This is a genomic window from Oceaniserpentilla sp. 4NH20-0058 (assembly GCF_040371755.1).
Taxonomy (GTDB): Bacteria; Pseudomonadota; Gammaproteobacteria; order Pseudomonadales; family Oceanobacteraceae; genus Bermanella.
The window spans coordinates 97918-115695 of the sequence record NZ_BAABWE010000008.1; the positions used below are offsets into that span (position 1 = coordinate 97918).

Below are 17778 nucleotides of genomic sequence, written 5' to 3' on the forward strand. Positions count from 1 at the left end.
TGTGGCCTTGGTGGGTCAATTACAGCCGTGGTAGGATGGTGTATATTTTTACGAGTCGTATCATGTCCAGTTCAGCCAAAATCACCCGTTTTGACCTCTATAGTAACATTGCCTTAAGCCAAGGGGCCTTGTGTTCACCTTCTGCATTGCAAGGCTGGCTAGCGGGTTATTTATCCACAGGGGCTCGTTTATCTAAAGAACAGTGGTTAATTGAGAGTGCAGAATATTTAGCCCTACCAGATGCTTGGAATGCCAAGAGTAAGCTGCCAGTGCTGGGTTTCTATCAAGATGAACTTAAACAGCTAGAAAGCCAAGAGCTTGCGTATCAATTATTAATGCCTGCAGATGAAGAGGACTTCTCTGTGCGCATGCAAGCGTTTGCGGAGTGGTCGAAAGGGTTTCTAGATGGCTTTGGGGCATCAGGGCGCATTGCTGAGGCCGATATTACCGAAGAAGTGATGGAAATTCTTAAGCATTATGATGCCTTTAGCTACGGCATTGAAGAAGACGAACTAGACGATGATAGCGAGCGTTTATTTACCGAGCTGGTGGAACATGCCCGCGTAACCGCATTATTTATGTTTTATCACTTCAACCAAAAACAAGAAGAGCCAAAACTGCACTAAGAAGGATACTTATGTTGAATTTTGTCCAGCACCGAGATGCTCTGTTTAGCAAAATGGCAGATAACACCCTTGCTGTGGTGCCCTCTGCGGACGTGTTGCTGCGTAATCGTGATGCCGATTTCCCCTTTAGACAGAGCAGCGATTTTTTCTATTTAAGCGGATTTACCGAAGACAGTGCTTGTCTGTTATTGCAAAAGAAACAGGGGCAATGCAAAACCATTTTGTTTTGCCAACCAAAGGTAAAAGAGATGGAAATCTGGACGGGCTATCGCTTAGGTCAAGATGCGGCCATTGACCAACTGCAGGTAGACGAAGCGTTTGCCATTGAGGAGCTTGTTAAGCAGCTGCCAGATTTCATGGGTGATTGCGAGCAAGTTTACGCCGCTTGGGGTCATTCAAAAGCATGGGATGCCAAGCTAATTAATGCCATTGAGCAAGTGAAATTAAAATCCCGCTTAGGTATTCAAGCGCCTACGGCCATGCAAGCCATTGAGCCTTTATTACATGAGTTGCGTTTATTTAAAGGTGAAGCCGAAATCGAATTAATGGCTAAGGCTGCCAGCATAAGTGCTCACGGACACATAGCCGCTATGCAACGGGTAAAACCGGGCATGTATGAATACCAATTAGAAGGCACCATTCGTCAACATTGCGCTGAACATGGCTCGCGTTTTGATGCTTACACCAGCATTGTGGGTAGCGGTGCAAATGCTTGTATTTTGCATTACACCGCCAATGATCAAGCCATTAAAGACGGTGATTTAATCCTGATTGATGCCGGTTGTGAGCTAAACCACTACGCCAGCGATATTACCCGTACTTTTCCCGCTAATGGAAGATTTAACCCAGAACAAAAAGCCTTATATGAACTGGTATTGAAATCTCAGTTTGCTGCCATTGATGCGGTAAAACCGGGGAATCACTTTAATTCTCCCCATGAGGTAGTCTTACGGATACTCACCGAAGGTTTAGTTGAATTAGGTTTACTTAGTGGTGATGTGGATACCCTCATCAAAGAAGAAGCCTTCAAGCCATTTTATATGCATCGTACCAGTCATTGGTTGGGTATGGATGTACACGATGTGGGTGCGTACAAGCAAGATGGCAACTGGCGCAAGCTTGAGCCGGGCATGGTACTCACCATTGAACCGGGGTTATACATAGCCCCTGACGATGAATCTGTGGATGAGAAATGGCGTGGCATTGGAATTCGCATTGAAGACGATGTGCTAGTGACATCAGACGGGCATCGGGTGTTAAGTCACGAAGTTCCAAAAACTGTGGCGGATATCGAAGCCCTAATGGCTCAAGCTTCATGAATCATCAATATGATGTGGTTATCGTAGGGTCTGGCATGGTGGGAGCAAGCTTGTCTTTGCTTTTGCAGCATGCCATGGATCAAGGCTTAAATGTGGCCCTTATTGATGAACATGAGATCAAGCAGCATGGGGCGCAACAGCCGAGTTTTGATGATCGCAGCACCGCGTTATCACTGGGTACAAAACGCATTTTATCAGAGCTTAACATTTGGCAGTCCATAGCCAGCCAAGCCTGTGCCATTGAACATATTCAAGTGTCACAACAAGGCCAATTTGGTCGAGTGCGTTTACATGCAAAAGACGAAGGGGTAGAAGCCCTTGGTTATGTGGTGCCTAATCGTGTGATTGGGCAAGTGTTGTCACAATCTTTATTACAGCAAAGTCGTTTAACTCGCTTTACCCCTGCCAAGGTGGTGTCTTATGAAATGGCGGCTGATTCAGCTGTTGTGCATATTGAACATGCTGGGCAAAACTTAACCATTAATACTGCCTTATTGGTCTTAGCTGATGGCGCAAACAGTATGGGTTGTCAGCAGTTGGGCATCACACAAAAGCGCCATGATTATCAGCAAAAAGCGGTGATTTGTAACCTGAGTTTGGATGGCAACCATGAGCAATGGGCTTATGAGCGCTTTACCTTAGGAGGCCCATTGGCACTGTTGCCTGTACAAGGCAATCGATACGCCTTGGTTTGGTGTATGGAAAAGAGTGAAGCGGATGCACTTATGGGGGTTAGTGAATCGGCATTTAATGCTCGCCTGCAAGATGTGATTGGCTTTGATAAGGGGCGAATTATAAAAAGCGGCGAGCGTGCGCTGTACCCTTTACTGCTTAGTCAAGCGCAAGAACAAGTGCGCAGTCATGTGGTGGTGTTAGGCAATGCGGCCCATGGGCTGCACCCTGTTGCTGGGCAAGGGTTTAATCTTGCACTGCGCGATACTAAGGTATTGGTGAAAAGTATTGAGCAAACATTGACTCAACTTGGCCAAGATCAATTGGGACGTATCCAGCATTTGTTAGCCTACCAGCAGGCGCAACAACAAGACCAAACTCTGACCATTGGTATGAGCCATTATTTACCCACCAGTTTTACTCAATCTGGGACGCTTTGGTCCATTTTACGTGGTGTGGGTTTGAGCGCCATGGATATGATACCGGTGGCAAAAACCGTATTTGCAAGACAAGCCATGGGGCTGGTGGGTGCTGCTCAGCCTTGGCAGCCGTAATATTTTGTTGGACGAATTATGAATCAAACTTTTGATGTGGTGATTGTTGGCGGCGGCCTAGTGGGCAGTGCGTTGGCTCGGACATTAGCCGACACCCAATATTCCATAGCGTTAATTGAAGCCCAGCCTGTTCAGGCGATGGATGTGTCTGCTATATCATTAGAAAATACTGATCTTAGGGTGAGCGCGTTAAATCGAGCCAGTGAAACGTTTTTACGTAAAACAGGTGCATGGCAAGGTATGGCGCAAAATCGCTTGAGCCCTTATGACACCATGCGTGTGTGGGACGGAGAAGGCACAGGGCATATTCAGTTTTGTGCAGATGAAGTGGCTGAGCCCCATTTAGGTCATATTGTTGAAAATCGTCAGCTACAAGGGGCGTTAATGGATGGCTTGCTTGGTCAGTCCAATGTGCAAGTTTTTACCCCTACCAAATTAGAAAGCATCGAAAAAGTCGACAATGCCCAATATCTATTGCAGCTAGACTCAGGGCAAGTGTTAAAAAGCACATTGATTGTGGCTGCTGATGGTGCTCGCTCTTGGGTACGTGATTGGGCTGGATTTGAAACCCGTGAATGGGATTATGATCATCATGGGCTGGTGTGTGCTGTTGAGGTAGAAGCCTCCCATGAGGCTTGCGCTTGGCAACGCTTTACCGAGGATGGCGTATTGGCATTTTTACCGTTAGCGCAATCGAATTTATGCAGTATTGTTTGGTCTTGCCCACAAACGCGAGCCGATGAGTTATTGGCTATGGATGACACCTCGTTTAATGCCGCATTGACCCGTGAATTTGAGGGCATGCTGGGTCAGGTGACAGCCTGTGGTCAGCGAGCTGCGTTTCCGTTGCGCCAGCGTCACGCCAAGACATACGTGAAACAGGGTGTGGTGCTGGTGGGAGATGCAGCGCACACCATTCACCCATTAGCAGGACAAGGGGTGAATTTAGGCTTTATGGATGCCTATGTATTAGCTGACGAGTTAAAACAAGCCAGTAAAAAAGGGCTAAGCCCTGCACACCCTCAAGTCTTGGCTCGATATGAACGTCGTAGGATGACAGAGAATTTATCGATGATGGCCACAATGGAAGGGTTTAAGCGTTTATTTGCAGTGAAAACCCCAGTGGTTCGTTGGTTGCGAAATTGGGGAATGTCAAAAGTGAATCAATTTGATTTGCTGAAAAACCATCTAGTGCAAGCCGCTATGGGCACTAAGCGCGAAATGAGAGAATAAACGCTACTAGGATAGCCCGTAGTTATTCGGGCTGATGCCCATCTCAGAAAATTGTTCTTTAAAGGTTTCAAGGTCGTAATCATTGAGGCCTAAGTATTCCAATACCATTTGCCCAATGTCTTCCCATTCGGAATCTACGTCTTGCCTACCAAGTACTTTATAGGTGCCGCAAATATGCTCGGCCATTTTTAGGATACAAGTGAGGGTGGTTTGATCGTTTTCGATAGTATCTTTGCTAAATATACGTTTACAGTTGTGATGCTCGGCGATGATGTCACACAACATCTTAGGTAGATTCCAAGATTTTGCTGTGTAATAGCCAATGACCGCATGGTTAGTACTGAGCTGCTGGTTTTCAAAGTCCACAATCCGGTTATACCCTCCGCTATAGCTTTCTTCTAATATATCCAAATAGTTGGGATATTGATTCATTAGCAAAGGCACGCCCACGTTATGAAATAGGCCCAGTGCATAGGCGTTGTCGGGGTAGTTGTAGCCCACTTGTTTTGCGATGGTGGCGCTGGTCATGGCCACATCCATGGCGCTGTCCCAGAAGCGAGTGAGACTTTTAATGGTCTCGTCGGTCATGGAGCTTTTGATGCTAATGCCATTAACGATGTTCACCACGCTGTTCATGCCTAATATTCCGACGGCCTGCTGAATACTGGTGATTTGATTGGATAGCCCATAAAACGGGCTATTCACTACCTTAAGGACTGTGCCTGCTAAACCCACGTCTTGCTTTATTAGGTCAGCAATGCGGTTTATGTCTGGGTCTGGCATGACCTGTTCCATCTGTAAGTCCACCATGATTTGAGGTTGTGGTGGAATACTGATGCCCTGTAGGATCTTTTTGATTTGCTCTTCACTCAGCTCTGACACGTGCTGGTAACCCCCAATGCTGTCTCTTAAATAAGTTTAGACAACATTTCGTTTTTCCCAGTTATAATCCACTTTATTTTCGCAGTTTTTATTAAGAGATACTCATGAGCCTACCTGTGTTACGCCTTAGAGCAAAAGAAGATAAGCGCCTTAGACAAGGTCACGTGTGGGTTTACAGTAATGAAGTTGATAGCAAAGCCACGCCATTAAAGGACTTCACCTCTGGTGAGCAAGTTATTATCGAAAGTGCTCAGGGCAAAGCTTTGGGTGTGGGTTATATCAATCCTAATAGCTTAATTTGTGCTCGTTTATTGTCTAGGCAAGCCAAGTTATTTGGTCGAGGCCAAATAATGGGACGAATAGAGTCCGCTGTGGCATTACGAGAAGCCTGTTTTGAGCAGCCGTTCTATCGTTTGGTTTATGGGGAAAGCGATGGTTTACCGGGTTTGGTGATAGATCGCTTTGGGGATGTGTTTGTGGCGCAAATCTCCACCGCAGGCATGGAAGCCATGAAATCTCAGATTCAAGGGGCCCTCACCCGTTTATTCGAGGTTAAAGGCCTATTGTGGAAAAACGATGGCAAAATGCGAGTGCAAGAAGGCTTAGAAGAATATGTAGAGGTGGCCATTGGCGAGGTGCCTAACATGGTGCCTATGATTGAAAACCAAACCCAGTTTGAAGTACCAGTGTGGGATGGGCAAAAAACCGGATGGTTTTATGATCACAGGTTAAACCGTGAACGAATTAACCGTCATGTAAAAGGCAAACGGGTATTGGATATTTGTAGTTATGCTGGGGGGTGGGGTGTGCAAGCGGCCACGGCTGGTGCAGAACACGTGACCTGTGTGGATGTATCCCAACAAGCGTTGGATTGGGTAATGAATAATGCCAAGCTTAATGGGGTTGAAAAAAACCTAACCTGCATTAAGGGTGATGCCTTTAAAGTGATGGAGCAATTAATTGAAGACTTACAGCAATTTGACGTGGTGATTTTAGATCCACCGGCGTTTATTCCTAAACGTAAAGATATCGGGGCTGGTGAGCGGGCTTATCAAAAATTAAACCAGCTGGGGATGCGCTTGTTGGGTGCAGAAGGCTTTTTATTAAGCGCGTCTTGTTCCATGCATTTAAGTGAAACCAGTCTAGAGCGTATGCTAATGCAAGCTGGCAGACACTTGAATCGTCATGTGCAAATCATTGAGCGTGGCAGTCAAGGACCGGATCATCCCGTGCATCCTGCGATTGCTGAAACTCGATACATCAAAAGCCTAATGTGCCGAGTGGCGTTGAGTCAGTAGGAGATAAATATGAAAGCGCTGATTCAACGAGTCAAACACGCCAAAGTGGAAGCAAAAGGACAAATAACGGGGCAAATTGATCAAGGTATTTTAGTGCTTTTGGGTGTTGAGAAGCACGACACCCAAGCGCTGGCGGATAAATTATTAAATAAATTGTTGGCCTATCGTATTTTTGCAGATGCAGACGGAAAAATGAATCTGAACGTGCAGCAGGTAGCAGGAAAGCTGTTGGTTGTGTCGCAATTTACCTTGGTGGCGGATACACAAAAAGGCACCCGCCCAGGGTTTTCTAAAGGGGCAACACCACAATTAGGTGAAGCCTTATACGATTACTTTGTAAAGCAGAGTAAAACATTTATTGCCACTGAAACAGGGCAGTTTGGGGCGGATATGCAGGTGAGCTTACAAAACGATGGCCCTGTTACTTTTATGTTAGAGGTGTAATAAAAAAGGCGAGAATTTCTCGCCTTTTTTATTTAGAAAAGTTGCTCAGGGGTGAAGCTGTCTTCGTTGCCTTCCTCATTGTTTGAATAAGGGCTGCTAATTGAAGGCTCTTGCTCCATTTGTTTAGGCACGTTTTCTTCGCGGAAAATTTCAAACATAGCATTGGCTTGTCCTGGGTAAGCGCGGTTACCGGTTTCCGGATCGATACGAATACTCACTAGGCCATCAGGTTGCTTAAGGGGTGAGTTTGGCACACCATCAAGAGCTACACGCATGTAATCTACCCAAATCGGTAATGCTGTATTACTACCAAACGCCCACTTGCCTAATGTTTGCGGGCTATCAAAGCCAACCCATACATTGGCCACTAGTTTATTGTTATAACCTGAAAACCATGCATCTTTTTGATCGTTAGTAGTACCGGTTTTACCGGCTAAATCAGTGCGATTTAGGGCTAGCGCTCGTTTGCCTGTACCTTGCTTGATTACATCTTGCAGCATGGTGTACATCAGGTAGTTCACGCGAGCATCCATGATGCGCGGTGCCAGTGGAGGAAATTGCTGGATGAACTCTTCAATTTGCATTTGTTTTGCTTCGTTGAGTTCTATCACACTGATGCTGTCATCAAGGGCGGCTTCGTCTAGGTGCAGCTGGTATTCTTCATCCAGTTTTTGCTTGAAGTCCGCAATGCTGGCTAAACAGGGTTCGCATACTATGACGGTTTTATGGGTAAACAGTACTTCCCCTTCATCGTTTTCAATTTTACGAATGAAGTGAGGCTCTACTTTATAGCCACCATTAGCTAGTGCGTTGTAGCCACTGGCCATTTCAAATGGCGTTAAACCTGAGCTACCAAGGGCTAGGGATAAGTCACGATTAAGTTTTTCTTTTGGTAAACCGAAGTTAGATATGTAGCGAATGGTGCGACCAATACCTGTTTGACGCAGCATACGAATCGAGACTAGGTTACGTGATTTGTAAAGTGCTTGGCGCAAACGTGTGGGGCCAAAGAATTTACCACTGTAGTTTTCTGGGCGCCAGACAGCCTCTAAGCTGTCGTCATCAAATACAACTGGGGCATCATTAATAATAGATGCAGGTGTTAGCCCGTATTCAAGACCAGCACTGTAAACGAAAGGTTTGAAGCTGGAACCGGGCTGGCGGTCTGCCTGAATAGAGCGGTTGTATTTACTTAGGCTAAAATCATAGCCACCCACTAGAGCTTTTAGTTCGCCGTTTTGTGGATCAAATGATACTAGTGAGGCTTGTGCTTCAGGTGTTTGCGCTAACCAGTAATCGTCTTCAATTTTTTCGACTAATACTTTTTGGCCAATGCTGAGTACTTGTTTGGCTTCGGTAATATCTTTCCCTAATTCATTTACCGAGATGTAAGGCTTCGCCCACTGGTAGTGCTCTAATGGCATGGTGATATAAGGGTTGCCATTGGTCGCTAATCTAACGGATTGGTCTTCTTCGTTAATATGGGTAACAATCGCCCACTCTAAGTCACCTGGGTTATTGAGATTACGGATTTGTTGTAACCAATGGTGGCGATTCAAGTCAGCTGGGCTTGGAGGTAAATCAATGGTTTTGTCAAAGCTAGGGGCTGGATCACCCAACTGCCAAATGGTCGGTGAAAACGAAACGGGAATTTGCTGTTGCTCAGGTAGAATATAAGTGGGCAAAATGTTTCCCTGATCTCTTAGGCCGTGTTTACGGTCGTAATCTTGTAAGCCTTTTCGAATTACAGACTGGGCCGTTACTTGTAATTTGCTGTTGATGGTAGTGGTGACGATATAACCTTTTGTGTAAAGGTCATCGGGGAAACGCTCTAGCATTTCGCTGCGCACCATTTCTGCCACATAAGGTGCTTCGATTTCTGTGGATAATCCATGGTATTTTGCGCTGATGGCTTCTGAGCCAGCTTCATCAAACTCTTCTTGAGTGATAAAGCCAGATGTAAACATACGTGCGAGTACGTAGTTTCTTCTGTAAATGGCACGCTCTGGGTTATTAATTGGGTTGGCAGCACTAGGGGCTTGGGGCAACCCTGCAATCATGGCCAGTTGGGCCAAACTGAGTTCTTTGATGGATTTGCCATAATAGACTTGTGCTGCTGATTCGACCCCATAAGCCCGTTTACCTAAATAAATTTTATTCACATAAAGCTCTAAAATTTCTTTTTTGTTTAGCTCCTGTTCAATGTGTAGGGCTAATAAAATCTCGGTGAATTTACGGGTAAAGGTTTTTTCGGAACTTAAATAATAATTCTTAGCCACCTGCATGGTAATAGTACTACCACCTGATCGCTTTTTACCTGTTGTGATTAATTCATAAGCTGCTCGAGCCAGACCTTTGAAGTCGATACCAATATGGCTATAAAAGTTCTCGTCTTCAGCTGCGATTAGGGCATTATAGAATTGCTGAGGGACATCTTCATATGTGACAGGCATACGACGCTTCTCACCATATTCAGCCATGAGCTTGCCATCGCTGGTATAAATACGCAGAGGCGTCTGTAGTTGAATGTTTTTTAAGCTATCAACAGAAGGTAAACTTGGAGATAGGTACAAATAAACGCTGCTAGCGCCTAAAACAACACTAAAAAGGCCCGCAAGGCCACTTAATAGTAAAAAACGCAGAATAGGTCGATTTTTTTTCATCATTAATTGCTTAGAATGCTCGTTTACCCAGTAACTATGGGGTGTTGCCATTATAAATGGTTTTTGTTCTTTTAGCAGGATTGTGCTTATAATGCTTCGATATTCGTGCATTTTGGCATTTTTCAGCCCGCAATGCTGGATAATTTAAGGAATAGCAGTGCTAGCCAATCTATTTAAAAAGAAAAATAAGGCAGTCCTTGGGGTCGATATTAGCTCAACCAGCATCAAAATAATTGAACTTGTTGAGCAAAACGGTCGAATGCAAGTCGAAGCCTACGCATCCGAACCCCTGCCAGAAAACTCAGTGGTTGAACAAGCCATAAACGATGAAGAAGCCGTTGGTGGTGCAATTAAAAAAGCCGTTCAGCGTTCCCATAGTTCGGTGAAACGTGCATCGGTGGCGGTTGCAGGCTCTGCTGTTATTACCAAGGTCATTCAAATGGCTACTGGTTTATCTGACGATGAGCTGGAACAGCAAATCGCTTTAGAAGCCGATCAGTATATACCGTATCCACTTGAAGAGGTGGCTCTGGATTTTGAAGTTCAAGACGTGCTCGAAGAAGATAATCACAGAGTTAACGTTTTACTGGCGGCGTGTCGTAAAGAAACCGTTGAGCTTAGAGAAGACTCCATCGAAATAGCGGGTTTGGAATCTACAGTTGTGGATGTTGAGGCGTTTTGTATTGAGCGCGCGTATCAGTTGTTAGAATCGCAATTAGACGCTGAGCCAAAAGATACGGTGGCGATTATTGATATTGGCGCCACTATGACCACATTGAATGTGTTGCACGAGGGTAAAATCATTTACACCCGTGAGCAGATGTTTGGCGGTCAGCAACTTTCTGAAGAAATTCAGCGCCGGTATGGTATTAGTGCTCAAGAGGCAAACCGCGCGAAGATTGAAGGTGGCCTGCCAGATGATTATGAAACAGAAATTTTAGAACCTTTTAAAGATTCCGTTGTGCAGCAAGTCAGTCGCTCGTTGCAATTCTTTTACAGTTCCAGTCAGTTTAATGATGTTGACTACGTGATTTTAGCTGGTGGTACATCTTCATTAGAAGGTATTTCTCAGTTGGTCCAAGATAAAATCGGCACCCATGCCATTATAGCGAATCCATTCGCTAGTATGACGCTTGGCCCTAAGGTAAATCCTCAGACCTTGGCTAATGATGCTCCTGGTTTATTAGTGGCCTGTGGATTGGCCATGAGGAGTTTTGATTAATGGCGACTATTAACTTAAGACCTTGGCGTGAAGAGCTAAGGCAAGAGCGTCAAAAAGAATACACGGGTGTTCTCATTTTAGTATTCATGGCCGCGGGTGTTATTTGGTGGTTTGGAAGTAGTGCTATTGAAAGCTCGATCAAAGATCAAGAATACCGTAATCAATATATTCAAAAACAAACCTCTGCTTTGGAAAGTAAAATTAAAGAAATCCAAGAGCTTAGAAACAAAAAACGAGAATTACTTGATCGAATGCGCTTGATTCAGGACTTACAAGGTAATCGTCCGGTAATAGTTCGGGTGTTCGATGAAATGGCTCGTGTGATGCCGAAAGAGTTATTTTTTAATAGTATTAGTTCAAAAGGCAATCAATTTACCCTTAAGGGTAAAGCTTCCAGTAATGATCAGATTTCACAGCTAATGAGAAATTTTGATGCTTCACCATGGTTTACAAACCCCATATTGCTAGGCGTTAATGGGTCCGACGGCGGCTTTAATAGCTTTGATATGTTAGTGACTCAGTCCACTCCTGCACTTGAGGAGGTTAAATAATGGATATTCAAGCATCTTTAGATAAAATATCGAACTTTGATCCAAATGATATAGATTGGTCAAATATGGGGTCGTGGCCGTTAGTTGGCCGTGTTGTTTTTGCTTTCATGTTTTTTGTTGCCTTAATGGCAGCGGCTTATTTTTTTAGTATTCAAGAATTATCAGATAAATTTGATCGCACTATCGCTCAAGAAACCAGCCTTAAAAAGGAGCTTGAAACAAAAGCTTTTAGAGTGGCTAACTTGGATGCATTCAAGCAGCAGTTGGCAGACATTGAAGAATCATTTGGTAGCTTGTTACGCCAGTTGCCTCGTGATACTGAGGTTGCGGGTTTACTTGAAGACATTACGTCATCGGCTTTAGGTGCTAATCTTCAAATCCGTTCCATTAAACTGGATAAAGAATCCGAGACAGAATTTTATACTGAGCTTCCAATTAATATTGATGTGGAAGGTGAGTACCATGATTTTGGTGCGTTTGTGAGTGCGGTAGCCGGACTTGGTCGAATTGTAACCTTACATGATTTTACTGTTGCTTCCTCAAGCGAAAACAGTAATAGACTAAATCTTAAAATTGTAGCCAAAACCTATCGTTATAATGATGAAGTGAAAAAATCAAAGAAAAAGAAAAAGGGTAAAAGATAATGAAAAAGTTACTTTTACTTAATTTGATTTTTTTAGTGGCTTGTTCCAATTCATCAGATATATCTGACTTACAAGAGTTTGTGGCCAGCACAACTAATACCCCAAAGGGTAGAATTAAACCGCTTCCTGAGTTTAAACCTTATTCTGCATTCGTTTACAGTGCTTCTGCACTGCGCTCTCCGTTCGAATCACCAGTTACCTATGAAAAGTTATCTCAACAGGTGGATAGTACGGTTGAGGCTCCTAATGAATCTAGGGCAAAGCAGGCATTGGAAAATTTCCAGTTAAGTGATTTATCCTTAGTTGGGACTCTTGTAAAAGATGCGGACAATCAATTAAAAGCGTTAATAAAAACCAATGCGGGTAATGTGCACATGATAGAACAAGGTGCATATTTGGGTAAAAATAATGGCCGAGTTGTGATGATTGGCGAATCAAAAATAGAATTAATAGAAGTGGTGCCAAACGGCAGTGGCGGCTGGATTGCACGGCCTCAAACCTTGGGGCTAAGCCAATCGGCTGGGAGTGAATAAAGAATGAAAAATACAATTATAAAAAAACTGTTAGTACTTTGTTTGATGTCGGTGAGTTCTTCTTTATTCGCAGCCGTAATTGAAGATGTAAGCTTTGCATCTTTGCCTGGGGATAAAACAGAGATTAAATTAACGTTTGACGGTCAGCCTCCTGAAGTCTCAGGTTACACCATTGAAGAGCCTGCACGTATTGCATTGGATTTACCGGGAACGACCAGTGCCCTGAAATCCAAATATCATAAAATTGGAATGGGCACTGCTAGAACAGCCATTATTGTGGGCACTCAAGAAAAAACTCGCGTTATTATTAATTTAACAGAGTTAACCGGTTATCAAACCACTATTAAGGGTAATGATTTATTAATCACTGTGGGTCAGCAGGATATAGTAGAGGAAGCAGACACCTCTTTATTAGCGGTTAATAATAAACCCTCCTACAAAAGTAAAAAGAAAATTGAATCTGGGCGAATTATCGACGTTGATTTTCGCCGCGGCGATTTAGGTGAAGGTCAAGTACTTATTAGCTTGAGTAATCCTAATGTGCCAGTTGATATTAGTCAGCAGTCTGGTCGTATTCGTGTGGAATTTAACAATGTTACCTTGCCACAAGAAATGCGCCGCCGTTTAGATGTAAGGGACTTCGCTACTCCTGTGCGCTTTATTGATGCTACGGTTGAGGCGAGTAAACCGGTGTTTTTCATTGAGCCAAGTGATGATCGTTATGAATATTTGGCTTATCAAACAGATAACTTATTAACTGTAAATGTTAAGCCTTTAACAAAAGCCGAAGAAGAGCGCATTAAAGAAGAGCGTTTTCCTTATACCGGTGAAAAGCTATCCCTTAATTTCCAAGACATTGAGGTAAGAACGGTTCTGCAAATTATTGCAGATTTCACCGGCTTTAACTTGGTAGCGAGCGATACAGTACAAGGCAGTATTACATTACGTTTGAAAAACGTACCTTGGGATCAAGCATTGGATATCGTGTTGAAATCACAAGGTCTAGCTAAACAACAGATCGGTAATGTATTAATGGTTGGCCCTGCGGATCAAATTGCTAATCGACAAAAGATTGAGTTAGAGGCCAATCGTCAGGTTGAGGATTTTGCACCACTTCGTACTGAGTTTATTCAAGTGCGTTATGCAAAAGCTACAGACCTATTAGCACTTGTATCGGCAGAAGGCTCTTTATTAAGTGATCGTGGCAGTGCCAGTGTGGATGCGCGTACTAATACTATTATCATTCAAGATACATCATCTTCAATTGAAGCGGTACGCCGTGCGATTAAAGTGCTGGATATTCCTGTGCGCCAAGTATTGATTGAAGCCCGTATTGTTGTTGCGTCAACCAACGTAGGTGAAGACCTAGGTATTCGCTGGGGTGGTGGTTATGGTGTCTTGAAAAATGACAAGATATTCTCAGCTGGCGGTTCACGTGCTGCTGCTACATCTTACAATAATATCGTCGTTGATCGCTTGAACGGCGATGACCCTGAAGACTTTAATCTTGATGACGGTAGCGTGGTTGACTTACCTGTTAATAGCGCTAACGCCACTACATTTGGAATTGGCATTAACGCATTTGATTATATGTTAGACCTTGAACTTTCAGCCATGGAGTCTGACGGTAAGGCAGAAATTATTTCGCAGCCTCGTGTGATAACAGCAGATGGTCAGACGGCACGTATCCAAGCGGGTTCACAAATTCCTTATGAGCAAGCAACTTCAAGTGGTGCAACGTCTATTACCTTTAAAGAGGCGGTACTTAAGCTAGAAGTAACGCCACAAATTACGCCGGATGATCGTATCTTAATGGACTTGATCATTAACAAAGATGCTATTGGTGAGGTGTTTAATAATATCCCTTCAATTGATACTAATGAACTTGAAACCCAAGTATTGGTTAACAACGGAGAGACTATTGTGTTGGGTGGTATTTTCCAATCGGAAGATATTACACAAATTGATAAGACACCTTTCTTTGGGGATTTACCTGTTATTGGTCGTTTGTTCCGTCGTACCTCTCATACCGAAGATAAGAGCGAGTTGTTGATCTTCATTACACCTCGATTAGTTAAGGATGTGCTAAGCACCCGCTAGAGACGTTTATGGCAATACATAATGTATATTTAGTGGGGCCGATGGGTGCTGGAAAAAGCACCATCGGCCGCTTGCTTTCCGCTGAATTAAAACTGGAATTCAAAGATAGCGATAAAGAAATTGAAGATCGTTGTGGTTGTAATATTCCATGGATTTTTGATGTAGAAGGTGAGCAAGGCTTTCGTGATCGTGAAGTCATCGCAATTGATGAAATCACCCAAGAAAAAGATGTGTTAATGGCTACTGGCGGTGGTGCTGTTTTACGTAAAGAAAATCGTAATAACTTGAAGAATCGCGGCACCGTCGTGTATTTGAAAACGTCAGTCGAACAACAACTCGCACGTACTGCAAAAGACAAAAATCGACCGTTATTACAGATCGATAATCCAAGAGACGTTCTGACAAAACTAATGGCGCAACGAGACCCCTTATATAAAGAAGTGGCGGACATTACGATCTACACAGATGAACGCAACCCTAAATATGTGGTTCAAGAAATTTTAAAGCGCTTGGCAGAAATCAATATTATTGAGTGATATGAAAACATTAAATGTAGATTTAGGTGATCGTAGTTATCCTATTTTCATTGGGCAGAATTTATTATCGTCTAAAAAGTTGGTAGCGCCTTTTGTTAAAGGCAAACAGGTTATGATTGTCACCAACGAGACCATAGCTCCGTTGTATTTAGCACAAGCCAAGGCATTATTTGAAGACTTTCAGGTAGATACGGTTGTGTTGCCTGACGGTGAACAGTTTAAAAATTTAGATAACCTTAACTTAATTTTCACCGCTCTTTTGGAAAAACGCCACAATAGAACCACCACGTTAGTGGCGCTTGGGGGTGGTGTAGTTGGTGATATGACAGGGTTTGCTGCTGCCAGTTATCAGCGTGGTGTGGATTTCATTCAAATTCCTACAACCTTGCTGTCTCAGGTGGACTCCTCTGTGGGTGGTAAAACCGGTGTAAACCATGACCTCGGTAAAAACATGATTGGCGCCTTTCATCAGCCTAATTGTGTTTTGATCGATGTGGATTCACTTAATACACTGCCAGCCAATGAATTAGCAGCAGGCATTGCCGAGGTGATCAAGTACGGGTTAATTTGTGATTTACCGTTTTTTGATTGGCTTGAAAGCAACATGGAAAAACTTAATGCAAAAAATACACAGTCATTAATTTATGCCATCGAAACATCCTGTGAAAATAAAGCTAAGGTAGTGGCGCAAGATGAACGTGAAGGGGGGATTCGTGCCATCTTGAATTTAGGCCATACCTTTGGTCACGCCATTGAAACCCACCAAGGTTATGGCAATTGGTTGCATGGAGAAGCGGTCGCCACCGGTATGTTAATGGCGGCCGACCTATCCGCTAGATTAGGCTGGATAGAACAGGAGAGTGTCACCAGAGTTAAAGATATTCTGCAATCAGCCCACCTGCCGGTACAATCTCCGCAAGGTATGTCACCAGAGCGTTTTAAAGAATTAATGGCTGTAGACAAAAAAGTGCTAGATGGTAAGCTGAGACTAGTGCTATTACAGTCTATGGGTCATGCGGTGACCACATCGGACTTTGCACTTGAACAATTTGATGCCACATTACATCACTTGACCAACTAACAATAACAATGGAGGGCAAGATGACTGGCAAGGATATATCATCTCCCGACATTATTATGCTAGGTGAGCGTGCTCAGCAGCTGGATATGCTGCTGCATGTGCAGGAGTTTAGTGCCATGTCGGTACTTATTACCGGCCCGCAAGAAATAGGTAAAACCACTTTACTCAAAGCCGCTAGTGATCAACTCAGCGTTCATCATCAAGTGATCATGCTTGATGCTTTAAATATTCAGCAACTTCCCGATATTATTGATCTTATCTCAATGCAGGTAGGGTGTGATGCAAACTTAATTGACTTGGACTCTCGACTGGTTGCAATGGCCGCTGAGGGTGAGTCAGTGCATGTTTTAATAGATGACGCGCACCTACTATCCGATGATTTACTGTCGTTTTTCTTAGATAAATCCACCCTCGATCATGGCTGGCGGCTTATATTATGTGGTGATGAATCACTTAAATCCCGTCTTGATGAGCTTCAGCCCCAATTTGAAAATAAGTTATACCATTTGATTGAATTATCTCCCTTAACTGAGGAAGAAAGTGAGGTATTCATTACTCAAGTATTCAAACGATCTGGCATAGACGTTATTCCTATTAGCATGAAAGATATGCATCAGTTATGGATCTTGAGTAAGGGGGTTCCGGGTCAGCTGTTAGGACTTATTGAGTTAGAGCAAGAAAGCCAAACACAAAAAGACGCGAGTTTTCCCATAGGTCATATTGCGGCGGTTTTATTAATCGGCTCAGCATTGCTAGTTTCTGTTTTATATCAAACATCGTCTGATGAAGCGGCGCTCACTGATGAAGATGCGATTGCGGCTCTAGTGGTCAAAAAGCAGCTAGAGAAACAACAGAAACCCGAGCCAGCTACTTTAGCGTTACAGCCTGAAGAATTAAATGCACAAGCTCCATCTATGGTTACGAATCCTCAGCTTGATGTGGTGAAAGATACAAGCAGTGAGCAAAAAGCCACAATTGAGCGAGAGCAATCTGAATTAACACCGCAAGGGCAGCCCGTTGAAAAGCCAATGGAAGCTCGACAAGTTGCCCAAAGTAAGCCTTCACCGGCACCTCAAGAGATGAAGGCAGCTAAAATAGAACACCCAATCATGAATATGTCAGGTAAGAGCTTTGCTTTGCAGCTATTGGGTGTGCGTAGTGAAGAGAATGCAAAGTCCTTTGTTAAGCGCTTTTCTCGTCAAATTGGCAGTGATAATTTGAATATTTATCAAACTCGCTATAGAGGTGAGCCTTGGTTTGTTGTAGTTTATGGACCTATTAATAATAAGCAGCTTGCCAGTGAGCAGGCCCAAAAATTGTCTAAGACAATTAAAAGCCAACCTTGGGTGAGGCCGATTAGTAAAATACAGGACGATATTCGAGACATACCGCAACAATAAATCAAGTCAAAAATCGTAAA

At 43.6% G+C, this 17778-nt stretch carries 16 protein-coding genes; 14 read left to right on the forward strand and 2 right to left on the reverse strand.

The genetic code is table 11. The annotated features are described in order from the left end of the window. Positions 1-62: 62 nt before the first annotated feature. The 4 genes from ABWV45_RS11525 to ABWV45_RS11540 are packed head-to-tail and all read left to right on the forward strand — an operon-like array spanning position 63 to position 4404. Complete coding sequence (locus ABWV45_RS11525) at positions 63-626, forward strand: UPF0149 family protein (RefSeq protein WP_353351776.1); 564 nt, start codon at positions 63-65, stop codon at positions 624-626. Positions 627-637: 11 nt separating this feature from the next. Further along, positions 638-1945, forward strand: a complete 1308-nt coding sequence (pepP, locus tag ABWV45_RS11530) for a Xaa-Pro aminopeptidase (protein ID WP_353351778.1) — start codon at positions 638-640, stop codon at positions 1943-1945. Continuing rightward, complete coding sequence (ubiH, locus tag ABWV45_RS11535; RefSeq protein WP_353351780.1) at positions 1942-3171, forward strand: 2-octaprenyl-6-methoxyphenyl hydroxylase; 1230 nt, start codon at positions 1942-1944, stop codon at positions 3169-3171. The genes pepP and ubiH overlap by 4 nt, the downstream gene beginning before the upstream one ends. Before the next feature lie 18 nt (positions 3172-3189). After that, the gene (locus tag ABWV45_RS11540) at positions 3190-4404 is read left to right on the forward strand and encodes a UbiH/UbiF/VisC/COQ6 family ubiquinone biosynthesis hydroxylase (RefSeq protein WP_353351782.1); all 1215 of its coding nucleotides are present in this window, start codon (positions 3190-3192) and stop codon (positions 4402-4404) included. 6 nt (positions 4405-4410) lie between these two features. On the opposite strand, the gene ABWV45_RS11545 is transcribed toward ABWV45_RS11540, so the two are convergent. Continuing rightward, positions 4411-5286: an HDOD domain-containing protein gene (locus ABWV45_RS11545; protein ID WP_353351784.1), complete on the reverse strand. Its 876-nt coding sequence runs from the start codon at positions 5284-5286 to the stop codon at positions 4411-4413. A 104-nt stretch (positions 5287-5390) separates the two neighbouring features. Between ABWV45_RS11545 and ABWV45_RS11550 the strand changes: the two genes are divergently transcribed. Next, entirely contained in the window at positions 5391-6584 is a 1194-nt protein-coding gene (locus tag ABWV45_RS11550; RefSeq protein ID WP_353351786.1) for a class I SAM-dependent rRNA methyltransferase, read from the forward strand. A 9-nt stretch (positions 6585-6593) separates the two neighbouring features. Then, positions 6594-7028 carry a D-aminoacyl-tRNA deacylase gene (dtd, locus tag ABWV45_RS11555; protein ID WP_353351788.1) on the forward strand — a complete coding sequence of 145 codons (435 nt, stop codon included), beginning with the start codon at positions 6594-6596 and terminating at the stop codon, positions 7026-7028. 32 nt (positions 7029-7060) lie between these two features. Here dtd and ABWV45_RS11560 read toward each other — a convergent pair whose 3' ends face one another. Then, the gene (locus ABWV45_RS11560; RefSeq protein WP_353351790.1) at positions 7061-9742 is read right to left on the reverse strand and encodes a penicillin-binding protein 1A; all 2682 of its coding nucleotides are present in this window, start codon (positions 9740-9742) and stop codon (positions 7061-7063) included. A gap of 106 nt (positions 9743-9848) precedes the next feature. Between ABWV45_RS11560 and ABWV45_RS11565 the strand changes: the two genes are divergently transcribed. The 8 genes from ABWV45_RS11565 to ABWV45_RS11600 are packed head-to-tail and all read left to right on the forward strand — an operon-like array spanning position 9849 to position 17758. Continuing rightward, positions 9849-10913, forward strand: a complete 1065-nt coding sequence (locus tag ABWV45_RS11565; RefSeq protein ID WP_353351792.1) for a pilus assembly protein PilM — start codon at positions 9849-9851, stop codon at positions 10911-10913. Next, positions 10913-11464 carry a PilN domain-containing protein gene (locus ABWV45_RS11570; protein WP_353351793.1) on the forward strand — a complete coding sequence of 184 codons (552 nt, stop codon included), beginning with the start codon at positions 10913-10915 and terminating at the stop codon, positions 11462-11464. Before ABWV45_RS11565 ends, ABWV45_RS11570 begins: the two co-directional genes overlap by 1 nt. Further along, the gene (locus tag ABWV45_RS11575; RefSeq protein ID WP_353351795.1) at positions 11464-12108 is read left to right on the forward strand and encodes a type IV pilus inner membrane component PilO; all 645 of its coding nucleotides are present in this window, start codon (positions 11464-11466) and stop codon (positions 12106-12108) included. Before ABWV45_RS11570 ends, ABWV45_RS11575 begins: the two co-directional genes overlap by 1 nt. Then, entirely contained in the window at positions 12108-12641 is a 534-nt protein-coding gene (locus ABWV45_RS11580; RefSeq protein ID WP_353351797.1) for a pilus assembly protein PilP, read from the forward strand. The genes ABWV45_RS11575 and ABWV45_RS11580 overlap by 1 nt, the downstream gene beginning before the upstream one ends. 3 nt (positions 12642-12644) lie before the next feature. Then, positions 12645-14741, forward strand: coding sequence for a type IV pilus secretin PilQ (locus ABWV45_RS11585; RefSeq protein WP_353351799.1), 2097 nt, complete (start codon positions 12645-12647; stop codon positions 14739-14741). An 8-nt stretch (positions 14742-14749) separates the two neighbouring features. Beyond that, the gene (gene aroK, locus ABWV45_RS11590) at positions 14750-15277 is read left to right on the forward strand and encodes a shikimate kinase AroK (protein ID WP_353351801.1); all 528 of its coding nucleotides are present in this window, start codon (positions 14750-14752) and stop codon (positions 15275-15277) included. A gap of 1 nt (position 15278) precedes the next feature. Further along, positions 15279-16358: a 3-dehydroquinate synthase gene (aroB, locus tag ABWV45_RS11595; protein ID WP_353351803.1), complete on the forward strand. Its 1080-nt coding sequence runs from the start codon at positions 15279-15281 to the stop codon at positions 16356-16358. Positions 16359-16378: 20 nt separating this feature from the next. Beyond that, on the forward strand, positions 16379-17758 hold the full coding sequence (locus ABWV45_RS11600) for an SPOR domain-containing protein (RefSeq protein WP_353351805.1): 1380 nt from the start codon (positions 16379-16381) through the stop codon (positions 17756-17758). Positions 17759-17778 lie beyond the last annotated feature (20 nt).

What these genes read in the sequence shown, in the direction of transcription:
- ABWV45_RS11580 (WP_353351797.1), top strand. Translation starts at nt 12,108, where the DNA reads ATGAAAAAGTTACTTTTACTTAATTTGATTTTTTTAGTGGCTTGTTCC.
- ABWV45_RS11585 (WP_353351799.1), top strand. Translation starts at nt 12,645, where the DNA reads ATGAAAAATACAATTATAAAAAAACTGTTAGTACTTTGTTTGATGTCG.
- ubiH (WP_353351780.1), top strand. Translation starts at nt 1,942, where the DNA reads ATGAATCATCAATATGATGTGGTTATCGTAGGGTCTGGCATGGTGGGA.
- ABWV45_RS11570 (WP_353351793.1), top strand. Translation starts at nt 10,913, where the DNA reads ATGGCGACTATTAACTTAAGACCTTGGCGTGAAGAGCTAAGGCAAGAG.
- aroB (WP_353351803.1), top strand. Translation starts at nt 15,279, where the DNA reads ATGAAAACATTAAATGTAGATTTAGGTGATCGTAGTTATCCTATTTTC.
- pepP (WP_353351778.1), top strand. Translation starts at nt 638, where the DNA reads ATGTTGAATTTTGTCCAGCACCGAGATGCTCTGTTTAGCAAAATGGCA.
- ABWV45_RS11550 (WP_353351786.1), top strand. Translation starts at nt 5,391, where the DNA reads ATGAGCCTACCTGTGTTACGCCTTAGAGCAAAAGAAGATAAGCGCCTT.
- dtd (WP_353351788.1), top strand. Translation starts at nt 6,594, where the DNA reads ATGAAAGCGCTGATTCAACGAGTCAAACACGCCAAAGTGGAAGCAAAA.
- ABWV45_RS11540 (WP_353351782.1), top strand. Translation starts at nt 3,190, where the DNA reads ATGAATCAAACTTTTGATGTGGTGATTGTTGGCGGCGGCCTAGTGGGC.
- aroK (WP_353351801.1), top strand. Translation starts at nt 14,750, where the DNA reads ATGGCAATACATAATGTATATTTAGTGGGGCCGATGGGTGCTGGAAAA.
- ABWV45_RS11560 (WP_353351790.1), bottom strand. Translation starts at nt 9,742, where the DNA reads ATGGCAACACCCCATAGTTACTGGGTAAACGAGCATTCTAAGCAATTA.
- ABWV45_RS11525 (WP_353351776.1), top strand. Translation starts at nt 63, where the DNA reads ATGTCCAGTTCAGCCAAAATCACCCGTTTTGACCTCTATAGTAACATT.
- ABWV45_RS11575 (WP_353351795.1), top strand. Translation starts at nt 11,464, where the DNA reads ATGGATATTCAAGCATCTTTAGATAAAATATCGAACTTTGATCCAAAT.
- ABWV45_RS11600 (WP_353351805.1), top strand. Translation starts at nt 16,379, where the DNA reads ATGACTGGCAAGGATATATCATCTCCCGACATTATTATGCTAGGTGAG.